Annotated in this window: 16 protein-coding genes and 1 rRNA gene; 4 read left to right on the top strand and 13 right to left on the bottom strand. The window is 45.1% G+C overall.

All coding sequences use genetic code 11. From position 1 onward, the window contains the following. Positions 1-95: 95 nt before the first annotated feature. From AY607_RS02405 to ilvD (AY607_RS02390), 4 genes are all read right to left on the bottom strand, one after another. A complete protein-coding gene (locus AY607_RS02405) occupies positions 96-383 on the bottom strand; it encodes a chorismate mutase (protein ID WP_064096862.1) in 288 nt (95 codons plus the stop codon). Further along, positions 364-1,686 carry a hypothetical protein gene (locus tag AY607_RS02400; protein WP_064101654.1) on the bottom strand — a complete coding sequence of 441 codons (1,323 nt, stop codon included), beginning with the start codon at positions 1,684-1,686 and terminating at the stop codon, positions 364-366. Before AY607_RS02400 ends, AY607_RS02405 begins: the two co-directional genes overlap by 20 nt. A 150-nt stretch (positions 1,687-1,836) precedes the next feature. Then, on the bottom strand, positions 1,837-3,522 hold the full coding sequence (ilvD, locus tag AY607_RS02395; RefSeq protein WP_064101653.1) for a dihydroxy-acid dehydratase: 1,686 nt from the start codon (positions 3,520-3,522) through the stop codon (positions 1,837-1,839). Positions 3,523-3,827: 305 nt separating this feature from the next. Further along, positions 3,828-5,657, bottom strand: coding sequence for a dihydroxy-acid dehydratase (gene ilvD / locus AY607_RS02390; RefSeq protein WP_081406380.1), 1,830 nt, complete (start codon positions 5,655-5,657; stop codon positions 3,828-3,830). A 408-nt stretch (positions 5,658-6,065) separates the two neighbouring features. Here ilvD (AY607_RS02390) and fmt point away from each other — a divergent pair, with 408 nt between their 5' ends. Further along, a complete protein-coding gene (gene fmt, locus AY607_RS02385; RefSeq protein WP_064101652.1) occupies positions 6,066-7,028 on the top strand; it encodes a methionyl-tRNA formyltransferase in 963 nt (320 codons plus the stop codon). Continuing rightward, entirely contained in the window at positions 7,025-8,332 is a 1,308-nt protein-coding gene (gene rsmB / locus AY607_RS02380) for a 16S rRNA (cytosine(967)-C(5))-methyltransferase RsmB (RefSeq protein WP_064101651.1), read from the top strand. Before fmt ends, rsmB begins: the two co-directional genes overlap by 4 nt. A gap of 69 nt (positions 8,333-8,401) precedes the next feature. On the opposite strand, the gene zupT is transcribed toward rsmB, so the two are convergent. The 4 genes from zupT to AY607_RS02365 all read right to left on the bottom strand — a co-directional run bounded on the left by zupT (position 8,402) and on the right by AY607_RS02365 (position 12,937). After that, on the bottom strand, positions 8,402-9,211 hold the full coding sequence (zupT, locus tag AY607_RS02375; protein WP_064096856.1) for a zinc transporter ZupT: 810 nt from the start codon (positions 9,209-9,211) through the stop codon (positions 8,402-8,404). 88 nt (positions 9,212-9,299) lie between these two features. Continuing rightward, a complete protein-coding gene (locus AY607_RS14775) occupies positions 9,300-9,410 on the bottom strand; it encodes a methionine/alanine import family NSS transporter small subunit (protein WP_081406379.1) in 111 nt (36 codons plus the stop codon). Between the two features lie 10 nt (positions 9,411-9,420). Then, entirely contained in the window at positions 9,421-10,896 is a 1,476-nt protein-coding gene (locus AY607_RS02370; RefSeq protein WP_064096855.1) for a sodium-dependent transporter, read from the bottom strand. A 592-nt stretch (positions 10,897-11,488) separates the two neighbouring features. Beyond that, complete coding sequence (locus AY607_RS02365) at positions 11,489-12,937, bottom strand: aldehyde dehydrogenase family protein (RefSeq protein ID WP_064101650.1); 1,449 nt, start codon at positions 12,935-12,937, stop codon at positions 11,489-11,491. A 134-nt stretch (positions 12,938-13,071) separates the two neighbouring features. Between AY607_RS02365 and AY607_RS02360 the strand changes: the two genes are divergently transcribed. Beyond that, a complete protein-coding gene (locus AY607_RS02360; protein WP_064101649.1) occupies positions 13,072-13,761 on the top strand; it encodes a TIGR04219 family outer membrane beta-barrel protein in 690 nt (229 codons plus the stop codon). A 383-nt stretch (positions 13,762-14,144) separates the two neighbouring features. After that, positions 14,145-14,696, top strand: a complete 552-nt coding sequence (locus AY607_RS02355) for a type 1 glutamine amidotransferase domain-containing protein (RefSeq protein ID WP_064096852.1) — start codon at positions 14,145-14,147, stop codon at positions 14,694-14,696. Between the two features lie 48 nt (positions 14,697-14,744). Here AY607_RS02355 and AY607_RS02350 read toward each other — a convergent pair whose 3' ends face one another. From AY607_RS02350 to rrf, 5 genes are all read right to left on the bottom strand, one after another. Next, entirely contained in the window at positions 14,745-15,068 is a 324-nt protein-coding gene (locus AY607_RS02350; protein WP_064096851.1) for an ankyrin repeat domain-containing protein, read from the bottom strand. A gap of 489 nt (positions 15,069-15,557) precedes the next feature. Next, positions 15,558-15,758: a hypothetical protein gene (locus AY607_RS02345; protein ID WP_064101648.1), complete on the bottom strand. Its 201-nt coding sequence runs from the start codon at positions 15,756-15,758 to the stop codon at positions 15,558-15,560. Between the two features lie 94 nt (positions 15,759-15,852). After that, positions 15,853-17,202 carry an aromatic acid/H+ symport family MFS transporter gene (locus AY607_RS02340; RefSeq protein WP_064096849.1) on the bottom strand — a complete coding sequence of 450 codons (1,350 nt, stop codon included), beginning with the start codon at positions 17,200-17,202 and terminating at the stop codon, positions 15,853-15,855. Positions 17,203-17,555: 353 nt separating this feature from the next. After that, positions 17,556-18,920 carry an MFS transporter gene (locus AY607_RS02335; protein WP_064101647.1) on the bottom strand — a complete coding sequence of 455 codons (1,365 nt, stop codon included), beginning with the start codon at positions 18,918-18,920 and terminating at the stop codon, positions 17,556-17,558. 329 nt (positions 18,921-19,249) lie between these two features. Continuing rightward, a 5S ribosomal RNA gene (rrf, locus tag AY607_RS02330) occupies positions 19,250-19,364 on the bottom strand. Between the last annotated feature and the right edge of the window lie 21 nt (positions 19,365-19,385).

Raw genomic sequence — 19,385 nt, 5'->3', positions numbered from 1 at the left:
TTTTTAAGGAGACAGCCTCAAGCAAATCTTGAGGCTCGAGTTTGATATGCCAGAAACCATCATATTCATCAGCAGAAAATGAATCTGAACATCACTTAAGGACGAAACTCTTTCAGTTCACGTTGAATAAAGTAATGGAACATTTCACGATACAGATGTTCTATAAATTCCTGATCAACACCCTGCTTTTGCGCCAGAGCTCTAACATTTTCTACAATCTGCTCCATACGTTCGGGTGACTGCAAATCGGTCTCGGTTTTCTTGAAACGGGTCGTTTGATCAACATAAAATTGACGCGCAGCGATCAGCTCAACTAAAGCTGTATCAATGGCATCGATCTGGTGACGTGCATGTTGTAATGATTCAGCTTTGATCTTTTCCATGTTTTTTCAGTTCACTTTCAGTTTGATTATTACTCTTATACTTTTCTTCTAACACATTACTGAAAATACTTTCAATCATCCAGACCCGATATAAGCTATTAAATGTATAACTTTGATCATCTATGCGTAATTCCAGCACTGGAAAGTTTGGTTGCGACTTCATTTCACACAGCATGTCGTTATCCTGCAACTTGGCCAGAATGTCGTCCTGGGTCAGCTCCACAATATTTAACTGCTGTTGCAAACGCCTGAAATGTGGCGCATAAGACAGGTCTGCCCCTTGGGTCCACACGGCTTGCAAAATCTCATACATAGCCTCGATCCGCTGTTCTTCAGGACAGCTATAAAATAACTGGGCCATAGGTACGATTGCCTGCTCGGTCGGCCGGCAGAACGGGGTGAATTTAACATCAGTCCGTTTGGATAAACGAGTAGCCAGACTCCAGTCAAACTTGTCCCGGCCACGATAGGACAAGGGATAGACATTCAGCTGGATATTATAAAAATCCGCCAGCTCTTCCTTGATGTAGGCAAGCAATAGCCAGGAAATCGGATCTTCCAGCGCGATATACAAGTCCAGTTCCGGATCCATCGACTGGATCTCGTTCAGTTCTTCGGCATCACTGATCAGATGCTCACGCCATTCAATGTGATCGATCATAAAAATCGGATTACCGGTCAGCAGTTTTTGCTGCTCCAGACGCCGGGTGAGACGCAACAGGTCATCGACTGCCTGATACTGGCGTCCGCCTAAATTAAAATAGCTGGCCAGTATGGGCGTCTGGTCAAAAATACGTTCGGGAAAATCCTGTGGCTGATGATGGCGACTGGCCATGACATACAGGGTGCGCAACTTTCCGGTCTGCTTCTGCCAGAGCATATGGAATACATCTTCCAGCAAGTACAGAAAATCCTGTCCCCGCAGCGGTGTATAGCGCAAAATCAGTTCGGCCTGTTTTAAGGCCTCAGCACTCGGTAATTCCGGTGTGTCGTGAAAACTGAAGCGATGCTGTTTCGACAAGATCTTGGCATCATTAATCGTGTAGTGCTGCCATTCATCAAAAGACATCTGGTTCGGCGGTTCGGCATGCTCACTAGAAATGATCACTTTTAGCGGTTTTAATGCCGGACTTAAAATTTCTTCGAGCTGGGGCAACTGCTGTACCGCCAGATAACTGTAGACATCGTCCAGTCTTAAATGGATACTCAGCCCATCTTCAATAGATAACACCGTTTGACGGGTCGGTTTTTGGTAAAACCAACTCGATCGGATTGGATCAAACCAACGGCGTAACAGGGACATGAGATCGGCCTCGACAAGAGTGACTGTGCACAGCGCCATACAGTAGCAGCTACACAGAATAATCTATTTTTAAAATTGCAGAACCAAAGCTCTGCATGGTGTAAAAACTTATATCAAGTCATAAGCAAATGTTCAATGTTTAACAATAGATTAGAGATCAAGATTCAGGTCAGTGACTGCTCCGGTTTCTGCACCTGAGGTCAGTTTGGCAAATTTGGCCAGCGCACCATGCGTATAGTTTGGCTGAGGTTTGGTCCAGGTCGCTTGACGTGCTGCAATCTCCTGTTCATCCACATGCCAGGTCATTTCCCGGGTTTCGGCATTAATCGAAATCTGATCGCCATTTTGCACCAGCCCAATCGGGCCACCCTCATAGGCTTCTGGCGTCACATGACCAATCACAAAACCATGACTACCACCGGAGAAACGTCCGTCGGTAATTAATGCTACTGAATCACCCAGACCTTTACCAATAATCGCAGAAGTCGGTTTCAGCATTTCTGGCATACCTGGCCCGCCTTTCGGGCCGACGCCACGAATCACCACTACTTCGCCCGGCTGGACTTCGCCATCCAGAATGCCACGCATCGCACCCTGCTCACCTTCAAAGACCCGTGCCGGTCCTTTGAAGTGCAAGCCTTCCTTACCGGTAATTTTCGCCACGGCGCCTTTTGGTGACAGGTTACCTTTGAGAATCACCAGATGTGAGTCTTTTTTTACCGGCTTGTCAAAAGGTAAAATGATCTGCTGACCTTCCGGATAATCTTTTACATCTGCCAGGTTTTCTGCCAGCGTCTTACCTGTGACCGTTAAACAGGACCCATCCAGCATGCCGGCATCCAGCATGCGCTTCATCAATGGCTGGATTCCGCCTATAGCAATCAGTTCCGACATCAGATATTTCCCGGATGGACGCACATCGGCCACCACCGGAATATCTTTGCCAATCCGCACGAAATCATCCAGGCTCAGTTCCACCCCTGCGGTATGCGCCATGGCCAAAAGATGTAGTACCCCGTTGGTCGAACCACCCAGTGCAATCAAGACCTTGATTGAATTTTCGAAAGCAGCCTTGGTCATGATGTCACGTGGCTTGATATCCAGGCGCAACAGATTCATGACTGCTTCACCGGCACGGGCACAGTCGATTTGCTTGTCTTCCGAAACTGCTTCCTGCGCGGAGGAACCCGGCAGGCTCATGCCAAGTGCTTCAATTGCAGAGGCCATCGAGTTGGCCGTATACATGCCGCCACAGGAGCCCGGACCCGGCAAGGATACTTCTTCAATATGCTTGACCTGAATCGCGTTAATTTCACCTTTGGCATACTGACCTACCGCTTCAAATACCGAAATCATGTCAGTATGACCTTCACCGGGTTTGATGGTACCGCCATAAATAAACAGACCGGGGCGGTTTAGACGAGCCAGTCCCATAATGCAGCCCGGCATGTTTTTATCACAGCCGCCAATCGCAATAACCCCATCATAGGCCTGACAGCCAACCACAGTTTCAATCGAATCGGCAATAATTTCACGCGATACCAATGAATATTTCATCCCTTCCGTACCGTTGGAAATCCCGTCAGAAATGGTAATGGTATTGAAGATAATACCCTTGCCGCCCGCAGCACTCACGCCCTGCTCGACAGTTCTGGCCAAACCATCAATATGCATATTACATGGTGTGACATTGGCCCAGGTTGAGGCAATCCCAATGAATGGCCGATCAAAATCAGCATCTTTAAAACCGGTAGCACGCATCATGGATCGCGCCGGTGCATTTTCAATGCCTTCATAAACGGGGGCTGAATGCTCGCGGATATTATCTTTACTCATTATTTTCTTCCTGGGCGATGACCAATTTTAAGCGTCGGTCTTGGACAATTTATTTTAAGGTCATTGTATAGAAAGCATTCAGTATGTAAAAGAAATTCGCCTACAGAAAAACATTTTGATGAATCCTTAAAAATTTGAATCACATGACCAAGCGACATGGATGTCGCTGTTCCGCTACCATACGGGCAAACGTGCGACTTCCTGTCGCACTCCACTGGGCAAAATTTGGCAAGTCTAAACATAGTTTCTTGTATAAAAAAAGCACCCCGTCTGGAGTGCTTTCTTGCGCTATAAAAATTTACAGCTTAGATTTCACGTACCGCACCTTTTGCCGCACTGGTGGTATGCATGGCATATGCTTTCAGGGCTTTCGAAATTTTGCGTGGGCGCTCCTCTACCGGGTGCCAGCCCTTAGCGTCCTGCGCTACACGGCGCTCTGCCATGACAGCGTCTTCAACAGCCAGGTGAATAGTACGGTTTGGAATATCGATTTCAATACGGTCACCATCTTCAACCAGACCAATCGCACCCCCTTCAGCTGCTTCTGGCGATACATGTCCAATCGACAGACCTGACGAGCCGCCAGAGAAACGGCCATCAGTTAACAGTGCGCATTCCTTACCTAAACCTTTCGATTTCAGGTAGCTGGTTGGATATAGCATTTCCTGCATGCCCGGCCCACCGCGTGGACCTTCATAGCGAATCACCACCACATCACCTGCAGTAATCTTGCCACCCAGAATCGCGTCTACCGCAGCATCCTGACTTTCAAAAACACGTGCAGTACCGTTGAATTTCAGGATCGAATCATCTACACCCGCAGTTTTTACAATACAGCCATCGAGCGCGATGTTACCGTAGAGTACAGCCAGACCACCGTCCTGAGAGAAAGCATGTTCTGCATTACGGATCACCCCATTTTCACGGTCACCATCTAGACGTGAATAATAACGGTCTTGTGAGAATGCAGTTTGTGTTGGTACACCGCCTGGAGCTGATTTGAAGAATTGATACACTTCTTCATCATCAGTACGAATGATGTCCCATTTATCCAAGGCATCTTTCAGCGTTGCTTCATGAACGGTGGGTACAGACGTATCCAGCAGACCTGCACGGTCCAGCTCACCCAGAATTGACATGATCCCGCCAGCACGGTGTACGTCTTCCATATGCACGTCCTGCTTCGCCGGTGCCACTTTACACAGTACAGGCACTTTACGAGATAGACGATCGATATCATCCATAGTGAAGTCCACACCAGCTTCATTCGCTGCAGCCAGCAGGTGCAATACGGTATTGGTTGAACCACCCATGGCAATATCCAGGGTCATGGCATTTTCATAGGATGCTTTGGTGGCAATTGAACGTGGCAGTAAGCTGTAATCGTCCTGTTCATAATGACGTTTGGTAATTTCAACAATCAGTTGACCCGCACGTTCGAACAGTTTTTTACGGTTGGCATGCGTCGCCAGAGTTGAACCGTTACCTGGAAGTGACAGACCCAAGGCTTCAGTCAGGCAGTTCATGGAATTGGCAGTAAACATGCCTGAACATGAACCGCAAGTTGGGCATGCAGAACGTTCATACTCTGCGACTTCTTCATCGGTATAGCTGTCGTCTGCAGCTACAATCATCGCATCAATCAGGTCAATCGCCTTATCATTACCACGGATTTTGACTTTACCCGCTTCCATCGGACCGCCAGAGACAAATACCACTGGAATGTTCAGGCGCATCGCGGCCATCAACATTCCCGGGGTGATCTTGTCACAGTTCGAAATACACACCATGGCATCGGCACAATGTGCATTGACCATGTACTCAACCGAGTCTGCAATCAGATCCCGTGAAGGCAGTGAATACAGCATGCCGTCATGCCCCATTGCTATTCCATCATCTACCGCAATGGTATTGAATTCTTTTGCTACACCGCCTGACGCTTCAATTTGACGTGCCACCAGCTGACCCAGGTCTTTGAGATGTACATGACCCGGTACAAACTGGGTAAAGGAGTTCACTACCGCAATAATCGGTTTACCGAAATCTTCATCCTTCATACCGGTGGCACGCCATAAACCGCGTGCGCCAGCCATATTTCTTCCGTGTGTCGATGTTTTTGAACGATAGTCAGGCATTTTATACTTCCAACAAAGTTTGAGCTTGCAATGAATCGGACAGATCCACTCTGGCTAAATCATACTGACAAGGAGCTTAAATCAGTTGAATTTTAAACCTATCATACTACAAGCCCTTGTTTTACCAGATGGCCTTTTGGATGTAGATGCAGGCAAAAATGTCTATAGAGAGGTTTTGGCGATCTGACGATAAAAATTTCTGGATGAAATCTACTATAACGCCATCACCCTTGCGACAATACAAAACTTTCATGAATAATTTTTACAATTTGCATGAGTTTTTTTTATATAAAAATTCCACTGAAATTCAAGCACTCACAGGCCCTATCCGATAAGTTTTGGTAAGGATTAGGCTGAAATTTGGCTTTTGGCTTATAATACGCTTTAAGTTTATTTGGAATTTCATGTGTGAAGATCATATTTGCAGGCACACCAGAATTTGCAGCGACTGCATTGGCTGCGCTGCTCAAAACCAATCATGAAATTGTGGCGGTTTATACCCAACCTGACCGCAAGGCTGGACGTGGACAAAAACTTACGGCCTCTGCAGTGAAGCAGTTGGCGCTTGAACACCATATTCCGGTCTATCAGCCTTTACATTTCAAGTCATCGACTGAAGAAGGTCTGGCGGCACAGGCGGAACTCAAAGCTTTAAATGCAGATGTGATGGTGGTGGCGGCTTATGGCCTGATCCTGCCACAAGTGGTTCTGGATACGCCAAAATATGGTTGCCTGAATATACACGGTTCACTGTTGCCACGCTGGCGCGGTGCAGCCCCGATTCAGCGCGCGATTGCTACCGGCGATACCGAAACGGGTGTGACCATTATGAAAATGGCGGCCGGTCTGGATACCGGGGATATGATGTATAAAACACGATGTCCGATTACTGCCGAGGATACTTCTGCCAGCCTGCATGACAAACTGGCGCTGCAAGGTGCTGAGGCGATTGTGGCCGTGCTTGAATCGGAACAGACCTTACAGCACTATCTTGAGACTCGCGAAGTCCAGGATGAAAGCCTGACGGTTTACGCGCATAAACTGTCAAAAGCCGAAGCACAAATTGACTGGACCCAGCCTGCAGCAGCCATTGACCGTAATATTCGTGCTTTTAATCCCTGGCCGGTGGCATTCACCCCACTGGATGACGGCAACAATTTACGCATCTGGAATTCATCACTTTCCACGCAAAATGCAAGCAATGCCCTGCCTGGTGAAGTGATTGCCCTGGATAAAGATGGCGTACATGTGATGTGTGGCGATCAACATGCCATTTGCATCACCAATCTGCAATGGCCAGGCGGCAAAGCCCTGAATGCTGTTCAAATTAATCAAACTCAAAAACTATCGGTAGGATATAAATTCGCATGAGCCAAATTCAATCATCAGCTAAAAACTTGAATTTGCGCGCGCAAGTTGTAAAAACGCTATTGGCTGTACAAAATGGTCAATCACTTGCTTCTGTACTTAATCAACATATCAACATCGTGTCTGAGCGTGACCGTGGTCTTTATCACGAGTTAACTCTAGGCTGTTTACGTCAGTGGCATGGCCTTAAAGCCATCACCCTGCCGCTGTTAACCAAACCTCTCGATAACCAGGCTCTAGAGAGCTGCTTATATTTGGGTTTGTACCAGATTCTATGTACCCGTATTCCGGCACATGCTGCGATTTCAGAAACCGTAACTGCTGCCAAACAACTGGGCTTTGAACCTTTAAGCGGTCTGGTCAATGCGGTACTGCGTCGTGTTTCACGTGAAACAGAAGAATTTGACCTGGCTTTAAATCAGGCGCATGGCCTGCCAAGCTGGCTCTACAAGCGTTTAAAGAAAGACTGGCCGGAACAGCTTGCCGAGCTGTCACATGACTTGAAACAGATTGCACCGCTCACTTTGCGTGTCAATGTCAATCAGGTCAGCCGTGATGAATATCTGGAAATTCTGGAAGAAGAAGGCTATGAGGCACGTGCCTGCACTCTTTCTGAAGTTGGCATCGTTCTGGAACAGAATGTGCATATTCCGAACCTGCCAGGCTATGAAGCCGGCGGTTTCTCGGTTCAGGATGAACATGCCCAGCTTTGCGCAACCTTGCTTCCTGACCTTGAAGGCAAAGTCGTGGTCGATGCCTGTGCCGCTCCGGGTGGTAAAACCGCGCATATATTGGAAAAATATAGCCCGAAAAAACTGTATGCCATTGATCAGGACGCCAAACGTTTAGTCCGTGTGGCAGAAAATCTGGAACGTCTATTGTTAACTGAATATGCCGACGTTGAAATTATTGCGGCTGATGCGATCACCTGGACAGCTCCGGAGCCTGTCGACTGTATCGTTCTCGATGCACCGTGTTCTGCAATTGGTGTGATCCGTCGTCATCCGGATATCCGTTTACTGCGTCAGTCTACCGATATTCCGAAAACGGTTGAGCTGCAAAAGCAGATTCTGGAAAATATGTGGCAGCAACTGAAAGTCGGTGGTACTTTGCTGTACATCACCTGTTCAATTCTGAAAGCCGAAAACGAACAGCAGATGGTCGAGTTTTTTAATACCCATGCCGATGCCAAAGAAATCAAGATCGAAGCCGATTGGGGTATCGAACAGATTCATGGTCGTCAGTTGTTGCCGAAAGCAGATCAAGGCGACGGCTTCTTCTATTGCCGTATAGAAAAAACTGCATAAGTCATGTGTTTAAAATGAAAGGCAGCCTAAGCTGCCTTTTTTATGGCGCGTGATTCAGGAATATGAGGCTTATTGAATAAATTTAAAAATTACCAGACTAGTAGCCAGAGCAGCCATGCCGCTCACCAAGCCATAGACTGTTTCATGCCCTTCAGAATAGCGTTTTGCCGTCGGCAATAATTCATCTAGCGCCAGATAGACCATCACACCGCCAATCACGCCAAAGATCAGGCCATAGACCGTTTCATTCATATAAGGCGCCAGAATAAAATACCCCAAGGCTGCACCCAGAGGCTCGGCCATTCCCGAAACCAAACTGGCCCAGAGGGCATAATCTTTACGGCCGGTGGCCATATAGACCGGCAAGGCAATCGCCACGCCTTCTGGTATGTTATGAATCGCAATCGCGACCGCCAGAGGTGCACCCAGAGCAGGACTTTCCAGGGTGGCAAAAAATGTTGCCAGTCCTTCCGGCAAGTTATGGGCACTAATCGCAAACAGGGTCAGCATGCCAGTACGCAGTAACTGTTGTGAACTGACTCCCTTGGCAGACTGGGTTTCAATAGTGTCATGCGGATTCGGGACAAAGCGGTCCAGCAATAACACCAGCACCACGCCCAGTAAAAAAGCAAAAGTGCCAAAGGCGAAACCGGTTTTTTCACCAAAATCCACAGTGAAGGACGCAATCGACTTATTCAGAATTTCGGTTAAAGAAACATAGACCATGGCACCGGCAGCAAAGGCCAGACCAAAAGCAAGCAGGCGGAAATTGGGTTTTTTTAAGAACAGTACCAGTCCACCCCCCACTACGGTAGCCAGACCGGCCAAAAAAGTCACGGCAAAAGCTGTATAGACTTGTCCATCTGAAACGGAAATCATGTCAAAGCATCAGCCATTAAAAAAGTCATTATCATCAAAGATGATAATGACTTCCGTTGCTTGTAAATGTAGGTTTATGTCAAGATTTTTAGTCTTCTGGTTCTTCCGGATTTTTTGCCAGATGAATAACCGCCAGTACCAGCCCTCCCCATAATAGAACGATGGAGAAAATCATCATGATCAGTGCAGATGTATTCATATTTATTCTCCTAACTACGACGGTCTTTGACTAGACTTAACAGAATGGCACCCAGGATAAAGAATGCCATGACGCCTCCGCCAACCAGCCACAAGGTACTGGCAGGATAATCACCATAACCTTCGGTCATAATCGATTTCAGAGTCAGGCCGAGTGCCAGTAATAACGACAAAGGGGTGACGAAGGTCAGCATGAAATTCCAGCTGCGTCCCAGCTTCACGCTGGCAAACTGGTTAACATGGTCTTCCAGCTGTTTCATCAATGGACGGCGGAACCACGACAACAGAATAATCGATACCAGTCCACCACCGACAATACCAATATTATTGGCAAAATAATCAATGATATCGACAAAGGTAACGGCACTATGCGTCGAGAACATCAGGGTAGAAATGACCGCCGAACCACCCGCAATGATTGTGACTGACTTGTTCTTCGACCAGCCCAGTTTGTCCTGAAACGCAGCAATCGGAACTTGCAGGATACTCACCATCGAGGTAATACCGGCAACCGTCAATGACGCGAAGAACAGGAAGCCAAACAGGTCACCACCTGTCCCTAAACTGGAAATAATTTTCGGGAATGCAATAAAGGCCAGACCAATACCGCCAGACACTACATCTTCAACTTTAGCACCTGAACTGAACGCCATAAAACCAAGCGCTGCAAATACCCCAATACCCGCCAGAATTTCAAAAGACGAATTGGCCAGTGCCACCACGATTCCCGAACCGGTCAGGTTGGTTTTGCGTTTCAAATAAGAGGCATAGGTCAACATAATCCCGAAGCCCACCGACAGTGAGAAGAAGATATGACCAAAAGCGGCCAGCCAGACTTTATAGTTGGTCATGGCTTCCCAGTTCGGGGTAAAGAAAGCATTTAAGCCATCAACTGCACCCGGTAAGCGCACTGCCTGAATCACCAGAATGGAAAATAAAACCACCAGCAATGGCATAAAGATTTTATTGGCCAGCTCTACTCCACGGCGTACCCCGCCGTAAAGAATCAACATGACCGCAGCCCAGACCACCACCAGACCAAAGAACAGTGTAGGCACAAAACCTAAGGTCAGGCCTTCACCATTTTGCAGGTAGGAGTTGAAGAAAAAGGCCTGGGTATCTGTACCCCATTGCTGTCCAAAGGAATAGAACATATAACTGCCGGCCCAGGACAATACGCTGGCATAGTAAATCCCGATCACTAGCGTCACCATGACCTGCCACCACCCCAGGGATTCGGCATTCATGAGTTTCTTGTAAGCCATAGGCGGCGCTTTGCGGAACTTGTGTCCGACTGCATAATCTAAAAATAGTAAAGGTAAACCTGCTGCGAAAATCGCAATCAGATAAGGGATCAGGAATGCCCCGCCACCATTTTCATAGGCCACATAAGGGAAACGCCAGATATTCCCCAAACCAACGGCGGAACCAATCGCTGCAATAATGAATCCTGAGCGTGCGGACCAATTCTCACGAGTTTCTGTCATAGAACACCTAAACTTTTAACTCCTTCAGATGCTGCTTGTTATGGTTATAGCGCAAGCAAAAAAAGAAGCATTTCAATAATTTTGGGTGTTTGAATTAGAGGGCACCTTGTGGGTGTCGAATTCTAATATACAAACAGGTCAGCAGGTCTTACAGCTTGCTTAAAGTCTGATCGAAAAACTGACCTTGTAGATGATTTAACAATACTGACTTTTGTAAATTTTTTCTGTAAATTCTGCTCAAAATATTCGTTATTTATAATCTGTTTGAATTAATTGCTCAATAATTCTACGGAAAAGACTTTATTTTTAAGGTTATATATTGACAAACTTTTTGGAATATATTTTTTATTAAGTTTTACTACAGACTTATGGTTCTTAAAGCTTTTCCTGTCATCAGGATAAATCGCTGTTTAATATCCTGTGTCTAAGCGCTACAAATCTCTACGGATGAATCCCTTTTTCTGGTCGAAGTATATGGAGCAGAGTCTTTCCCTGCCCCGGCCTGAAATTTAAGATTATGCAATAGACCCAGATCCCATCACCCGATTGAAAAACCACCCGGCTTGCGATCTGGGCAAAGAACATGCTGAACTTAAGCTTTAATGACCAGCATGCGCTCTTCCTGCATGTCGCGAATGGCGGACTGAATCCCTTCACGGCCCAGACCCGAATCTTTTACCCCGCCATAGGGCATGTTATCCACCCGGAAAGACGGTATATCATTGATGATGACACCACCGACATGCAGATGATCCCAGGCATATAGCATCTTGTTCAGATTCTGGGTATAGACCCCGGCCTGCAGGCCAAAACGGCTGCGGTTGATACAGGCAATACCGGATTCAAAATCGGTATAAGGTTCAATCATGGCCACTGGACCAAAGACTTCATCCCGATAGATTTCCAGATTCTGATCCACATTCTCCAGCAAGGTCGGTGCGAACAGTACCTCGTCCAGTTTGCCGCCTGCCAGAATTTTTGCATCTTTTTTCACAGCTTTATCCAGCCATGTTTCTAGCCGTTTGGCCTCAGCTTTCTTGATCATTGGCCCCACCAAGGTCGTGCTCAGATTTGGATCATCCGCTTTAAGCGTTTTCAGCTTGGCCACCATTTTCTGTTTCACGTCATCATAGATATCCTGATGCACCAGAATCCGCTGTACACTGATACATACCTGTCCGGCATGGCCATAGGCGCCACCGATCAAACGGCTAATCAGTGCATCATTAATCTCTGTATCTGGTTCGATCATCACTGCAGCATTGCCGCCCAGCTCCAGTGTGACTTTTTTACGGCCGGCACGGGCTTTCATGTCCCAGCCCACTGCATCAGAGCCGGTAAAGCTGAGTAATTTAAAGCGGTCATCCGTGACCAGCACATCGGCCAGTTCTCGTGGACAGGGTAAAACTGAAAATGCACCATAAGGCAACTCAGTTTCTGCCAGAATCTCGGCAATTTTAAGCGCAGAAATTGGAGTCAAACTTGCCGGTTTCAGTACAAAAGGACAACCGGCTGCAATCGCAGGTGCAATTTTATGCGCAGTCAGGTTCAAGGGAAAATTAAACGGACTAATCAGAGATACCGCACCAATTGGCACCTGTTTGACCATTCCCTGATAACCCGAAGCTGCCGCAGTGACGGCCAAAGGCAGGATGCGTCCCTGATCCATCTGGGTCACGGCATCTGCTGCGATCTGAAAGGTATTGATCAGGCGTTCGACTTCAGCTTCTGCAGCTTTACGTGGTTTACCGCCCTCTGCAATCAGGATTTCCGTCAGTTCTTCATGAATTTCGCGGAAACGTCGCACACAGTGCAGCAGAATTTTCTGTTTCTGGAACGGCTCTAATGCGGCCATCTCGGCTTCAGCATCTGTTGCAGACTGAATTGCCTGTTCCAGCGTGCTGGCATCTGCCAGGGCGACACGTGCATACAGCTTCTGGCTATATTTATGTTTAACCTCCAGCCATTCCCCTGTCTGAACCGCCTGACCGGCGACATATAATGCATAATCTTTATGCTGTTTTGCTTCTACAGATACCATCTTCTCGTCCTTCAACATCCAAGGATATACATTTTTGAAATTCTCTATATCATGCACTTGCTCAGACATATAAAGAAAATGTTTTTAAGTAACAGACCGGCCTGATTTGAAGCAAGCTATAAGGAAATAGAGCCATGCGCGCAAACATACTCACCTCACTATTATTAGGTTTTGGACTCAGCACATTCAGTCATGCAGATGTGATTGGCGTAAAAGCTGATCTTAGTTACTGGAATTTTGATGGCTATAGTCAAGACAACAATTTCAAGCATGAACTGGATCGGCAAGGTACCGCACAGCTATCTGTTGCTGTGGAGCATCCGCTACCACTTTTACCCAATGCGAAAATCAGATATGTCAATCTTGACAGTAACAGCGAACAAAGCTCGCCTGCCAATGCCGCAGATATCGAGCTGAATAACATTGACTATATTCTGTATTACGAACTACTCGATACCGTAGTACATGCCGATATTGGTGCTGGTCTTAACAATCTGGACGGTACGGTGAGAAACCTGAATGCAGGTGCTCTAAACCAGTATGATCTGGATGAATACAGTCCGCTACTCTATGCAACAGTTGGCGTAAAACTGCCATTTACCGGTATGAGTGCCAAAGCCGAAGCCATTTACACGCATGGCAGCGATAGCAAAAAAACCGATGTACAGGCCGAACTGCAATATGACTTTATTGATAATCTGTTGGTCGATGTCGGTGCCAAAGTCGGTTATCGCATGATGCAGGTGGATTTTGAACAGGATCAACGACCAGATTTACGGCTGGAATTTAAAGGTCCTTATATCGGTCTGGATGTACACTTTTAATGACATGCCACTGCTTCAGTCTACACAGCTCAATTTCTCTGCGCTGTTGTAAGCCAAAGCGTACATTGATAAGCGTAATCTGCTGCTAGTAGCCTGTCGGGATGTATATTATCTTATAAACATAGAGAGCAGGATGCTCCAAGAAGACCTAAAAACAAGAATAACATCGCAACACCAGGACGTGAGGTACGACAGGAGTTATACCTAAATCACGAGATACGGAAAAGCCCCGACAGGATGTCGGGGCTTTTTTTCTGCATATTCCTTTTCATATACATTGCTTTATTTATCATTGCTTAACAGTTCCGAGTTAAAACTCCAACATTGTAAAAATCTGCTTGTTGTTAAGCTAAAAATCCTCACATTTTTTGGGAACAGCAATCATGGTAAAAAAGGTCCTCTTTATTACATCCAATCAAGGCGTTGAACATGATGAACTGACTGAGCCTTTAAATTTTTTAAAGTCCAAAGGTTTTGAAGTGATTCATGCCGCAGAAAAAAATGAAGATGTAGCCACTGTCAAAGGTGATACCAAAGCTGCTACCCAATATACGCCGGATACCAGTTTCGACCATGTCGATCTGAATGATTATGATTTGTTGGTGATTCCAGGCGGTACAGTCAACGCGGATACTCTAAGAATCAATCAGGATGCGCAGAAAATCATTCAGCATTTTGCCGACAATCACAAACCGATTGCCGCGATCTGTCATGGGCCATGGGCCTTAATTGATGCAGATCGAATTAAAGATAAGAATCTGACTTCATATAAGAGTATCAAGCTGGATCTGGAAAATGCTGGCGCGAAATGGGTCGATGAAGAAGTTCATCGTTGCAATACCGGCGACTGGGTACTGATTACTTCACGTAATCCGGATGATATTCCGGCCTTTAATGAAGCCATTTTAAAAGAACTTGAAGATGAAGCTGCTTAAGCTCCTACCAATAAAAAAGAACCTCAGCATTGAGGTTCTTTTTTATATTCAGACACCACCAGCCAGACTTTTCAGATAAGCCACAACTTCTTTGTTGCCTGCCATTTCGGCCAGTTCTAAAGCAGTATTTGGACTACGATGGGCAATATCTGCGCCTTTGCTAACCAAGAGTTTGACCACTTCCAGATGATCATTTTCAGCAGCCGCCTGTAAGGCGCTATAGCCTTCTTCATCGGCGGAGTTGACGTCCAGACCTTCCTGTAGTGCCTGTTCGACCTGTTCAACGTCGCCTAAAGAAGCCCAGTACACCAGTTCAGGAAGATGTAATTCGTCATCATCTTCAGGGATTGGGGAGAATGAGTCGAATTGCATAGAATCTACCTCAAGATTTATTTTAAGTCTGAGGGTATAAAAGCATATCCATTATAACTAATCCAATCCAAATGTAAGAGATTTGCTAAAGACCTAATAGACTCATACTCATCTGTAGGTCTTATCAAAAAATCAGAAATTGCATATTTACTTTTGTTATTCTGATATTCGTGTATATACCACACTGCGTGGATATTTTTTCTTTCAAAATCTCCCTCAGGATTTTTTTTATGTAGTAAACGACTTATTTCTTGATATATAAAATTTTGGTCATGGAAGTCATTTCTTTCATTTAGTACAACTAAGATTCCAATGCACAAAGGATTTTTTAAAGCATTTTTTGTTTCAGCTATCTGTTTATCTGCCTTGGAACAAATAGCCTTTAAATTACGCGCAGCATAATTAAATAATTGATTTCTTATAAAATCTGGATTTTTATGTTTTTGGATTAACTCCTCAATATGTACAGTTCCATAAAATTTAGGAAAATCAGGATCTATCTACTTGTTTATTTATATAATCATTAATATTGGGGCTCCTGTCTGTTTCTAAAAACTTTACTTCTAGAATCCATGAGCGATCAAAAGTGAAATAATCAGCTTTTTGTCCTTTAAATTGAATATTATAGGCATCATCAATAGATTCGTATTCCAGATCAGCAAATTTTTTAAATCTTTCGTTTAAGTTCATTTATTTATCACTTTTTTAATATTTTTAAAATTTATCATTTAATGATAATAATAAAAAAGCCCCCTTTCGGAGGCTTCTTATTTAATACTTAGCTTTAAGCTTTAGACACTGCTGGTTCAATTGAACCAATCTTTTCAGACTCATCGTCATGCATGATCAATGCAACCGCAATTGCAGTAATCAATACCGGTAAACCAACTGCCATAAAGTTAAAGTAAGCAGGCAGGTTCATCCCCAGTAAGCCACCAATCAGGATCGGCCCTACAATCGCACCCATACGACCAATCGCAGAAGACCAGCCAATACCTGTCGAACGTACCGCAAGTGGGTAGAACTGCGCAACATAGCTATATAGCAACATTTGTGAACCAATTGACGCTGCACCGGCCAAGAACACCAGGATGTAAAGTAAGAATTGGTTAGATGCAAAGCCCATTGAGCTCATCACAATCGCACCCATCATACCGAGGAACATCAGTACCGGTTTCAGGTGGAAACGATCCGCAAGAATACCGCCACCGACAATACCCACAACCGCACCCACATTCATGACCATCATGAACATCAGACTGTTGTCCATCGAGTAACCTGCTGCCATCATCAACTTCGGTAACCAGCTGCTCAGCGCATACATGGTTAACAGACAGGTGAAGAACGCGACCCAGAACAGTAAGGTATTCACCGCACGACCACGACGGAACAAGCTCACCACGTTAGCGGCTTCAGGCACATTTTCCTGCGGCAAAGTAAAAGTCGTGTTCTCGGTGACTTTCAGGTTTGGTTCCAGGCGACGTACGATGCGACGCGCTTCCGTCTGCTTGTTCTGTTTCACAATGAAGGCAAGTGATTCAGGCAGGAATTTCCAGATCACTGGTAATAAAAACAGTGGAATACCCGCGATAAAGAACATGATTTGCCAACCAAAACTTGGCGTGAACCATGAACCCAATAACGCAGCCATTACGCCACCGACTGCATAACCGCTAAACATGGTGGTCACCAGCGTACTACGCATTTTTTGTGGGGCATATTCAGACGTCAATGCCACCAGGTTTGGCATGACACCACCAATACCTAAGCCGGCAAGAAAACGTAAAATACCGAATTCGGTTGGGTTTGAAGCAAAGCCACCGGCAAAAGTTAAACCACTAAATAATACAATACAGATCATGATCACTTTCTTACGACCAATCTTGTCCGCTAGGGAACCAAAGATCATCGCACCAAACATCATGCCAGCCAGTGCAGTACTTGCAAGCATTCCTGCCTGCACTGCACTTAAGCCCCAGTCTTGCATCAATAATGGTAAAACTACACCATTAATTGCTAAATCGTAGCCATCAAATAGGATAATGAGTAAACACCAAGCAACTACATTGAAGTGGAAAGGCGTGAATTTCGCATTATCGACTACAGAATTTATATCTACTGTTTCCGTTGTCATCGTTCTCATCTCCCATGAGTACTTGTCCGTAAAATCCTTTTGAATATACGAGTGAATATTCAAGTTTTAGCAATATACGCAAGTGGAATTTGAGGCACAATAAGACTAATTGATATTCTGCTATGCATATTTCAATATCATTTTTTTGCGTGATATATCACGTTTTCATTAAGATAAACTACTGAATATTCGAATCATTGTAATTTTAATTAAACTGAACTTATAACAGGTGTTTGAATTATTTATTTTTTGATTTATTCAATTCTTTATGAACTGTATGCAAAAGCCCCTTTTATCGAAGGGGCTTTTGTCATCCAATAGAAGTTTAAGTCATTGTGATTGGCAAAAAGTGACTAGGTTTTAACCGAATTCAGTTTCTGTTTGGAGAGTAAGGTTTCCGCATTTCTTTCCGCGTTCAGATCTTTGCGTACAATCAGAGCGACTGAAATTGCCCCAATAATGGCTGGAATAGCAACTGCCAGGAAGTTCATCTTGTGTGGCAACTCCATACCCAACAGGAATCCAATAATAATCGGCCCCACAATGGCGCCTACCCGACCGACTGCTGAAGCACAGCCAATACCTGTAGAACGGATTGACAGCGGATAGTACTGGGCTACAAAGCTGTAGAGCAGAATACTACTACCAATCGCTGAAGCACCAGCAGCGGCAACCAGTAGATAGATCACGGCTTGTGGAGAGTTAAAGCCTAATCCGACCAGTGAAACTGCACCTAGTAGGAACATGCCAATAATGACCGGTTTCAGATGGAAACGGTCAGCCAGAATACCGCCACCAATGGTTCCAATCACTGCGCCAATATTCATGGCCATCAGGAACATCAGACTGTTACCTAGAGAATAACCCGCTGCCATCATCAGTTTTGGTAACCAGCTACCCAATGCATAAACCATCAGCAGACACATAAAGAAGCAGCACCAGAATAATAAAGTACTCATGCTCCTCCCCTGTCTGAACAGAGCAGCAATTGAAGCATCAGGTGCGTGTACTTCATTCAGTACAAACTGGGTACGAGCAGTGGCATTTTGCTCAGGACTGATCTGCTGAACAATTTTACTGGCCTTTTCATTTTGCTGTTTTTTCACCAGAAAAGTTAAAGATTCTGGTAAATAGAACCATAAAACCGGAATAATTAATAATGGAATTCCGGCAATGTAGAACATGATTTCCCAGCCAAAACTTGGGGTTAACCAGGCACCGAGCAAGGCCGCCATAATACCACCCACCGCATAACCGCTAAACATGGTCGTCACTAGAGTACTACGCATTTTTTGTGGCGCATATTCAGAAGTGAGCGCAACCAGATTGGGTAATACACCGCCAATACCTAAACCTGCAATAAAACGCAGGATGCCGAATTCAGTCGGATTAGAGGCAAAACCGCCCCAGAACGTAAATCCGCTGAACAAGGTTACACAAATCAGAATGACATTTTTTCGTCCAATTTTATCTGCCAGCATACCGAAAAACATGGCACCAAACATCATGCCTGCCAGAGCAGTACTGGCCAGCATTCCGGCTTGAACTGCCGTCATATTCCATTCTTGCATCAGTAGCGGTAAAGCAACACCGTTAATTGCCAAATCATAACCGTCAAAAATCACGACAAATACGCACCAGAGTACGATCTTTAAATGAAAAGGTTTAAACTTTGCCTCATCCACTACAGCATTCACATTTACCGTTGTTGCTGTCATTTTTCCTCACCTCCAATTGTGAGCTTTTTTATTCTATGAAAAAATGAATGGTCATTCACTTTTGTATACAAAATGGATGATTATTTTTACTTTGTCTACTGCAAAACATACCAAGTTAAGTAATTTTAAAAAATTTGGACTAAAGTTTTAGCAGGAAGGGTTTTAAATAAAGTGCTAGTAACATAAAGCTAGCTTAATTTAATTATACTTTTCACGTTATTTATATTTTTATTAATCACATTTAATAAGAGTTTCTACTTATCTTTCAATAAATTCCCGCACATAAAAAAACACCCCCAACCGTTTAGTTGGGGGTGTTTCGAATAATGAGCTGGCGATGACTTACTCTCACATGGGTAATCCCACACTACCATCAGCGCTAAGAGGTTTCACTTCTGAGTTCGGGAAGGGATCAGGTGGTTCACTCTTGCTATGGTCGCCAGCACAACTGTTCATGACTTTGCA

It is taken from the genome of Acinetobacter sp. SFA (genome assembly GCF_001647535.1).
GTDB lineage: Bacteria > Pseudomonadota > Gammaproteobacteria > Pseudomonadales > Moraxellaceae > Acinetobacter > Acinetobacter pecorum.
This window is presented reverse-complemented; position numbering and strand designations above follow the sequence as displayed.

Excerpts from the sequence above, each read along its gene's own strand:
- AY607_RS02355 (WP_064096852.1), top strand. The coding sequence starts at position 14,145 with ATGGTAAAAAAGGTCCTCTTTATTACATCCAATCAAGGCGTTGAACAT.
- AY607_RS02345 (WP_064101648.1), bottom strand. The coding sequence starts at position 15,758 with ATGAACTTAAACGAAAGATTTAAAAAATTTGCTGATCTGGAATACGAA.
- AY607_RS14775 (WP_081406379.1), bottom strand. The coding sequence starts at position 9,410 with ATGAATACATCTGCACTGATCATGATGATTTTCTCCATCGTTCTATTA.
- zupT (WP_064096856.1), bottom strand. The coding sequence starts at position 9,211 with ATGATTTCCGTTTCAGATGGACAAGTCTATACAGCTTTTGCCGTGACT.
- AY607_RS02340 (WP_064096849.1), bottom strand. The coding sequence starts at position 17,202 with ATGACAACGGAAACAGTAGATATAAATTCTGTAGTCGATAATGCGAAA.
- AY607_RS02360 (WP_064101649.1), top strand. The coding sequence starts at position 13,072 with ATGCGCGCAAACATACTCACCTCACTATTATTAGGTTTTGGACTCAGC.
- ilvD (WP_081406380.1), bottom strand. The coding sequence starts at position 5,657 with ATGCCTGACTATCGTTCAAAAACATCGACACACGGAAGAAATATGGCT.
- rsmB (WP_064101651.1), top strand. The coding sequence starts at position 7,025 with ATGAGCCAAATTCAATCATCAGCTAAAAACTTGAATTTGCGCGCGCAA.
- AY607_RS02350 (WP_064096851.1), bottom strand. The coding sequence starts at position 15,068 with ATGCAATTCGACTCATTCTCCCCAATCCCTGAAGATGATGACGAATTA.
- ilvD (WP_064101653.1), bottom strand. The coding sequence starts at position 3,522 with ATGAGTAAAGATAATATCCGCGAGCATTCAGCCCCCGTTTATGAAGGC.
- AY607_RS02405 (WP_064096862.1), bottom strand. The coding sequence starts at position 383 with ATGGAAAAGATCAAAGCTGAATCATTACAACATGCACGTCACCAGATC.
- AY607_RS02370 (WP_064096855.1), bottom strand. The coding sequence starts at position 10,896 with ATGACAGAAACTCGTGAGAATTGGTCCGCACGCTCAGGATTCATTATT.
- AY607_RS02400 (WP_064101654.1), bottom strand. The coding sequence starts at position 1,686 with ATGTCCCTGTTACGCCGTTGGTTTGATCCAATCCGATCGAGTTGGTTT.
- AY607_RS02335 (WP_064101647.1), bottom strand. The coding sequence starts at position 18,920 with ATGACAGCAACAACGGTAAATGTGAATGCTGTAGTGGATGAGGCAAAG.
- AY607_RS02365 (WP_064101650.1), bottom strand. The coding sequence starts at position 12,937 with ATGGTATCTGTAGAAGCAAAACAGCATAAAGATTATGCATTATATGTC.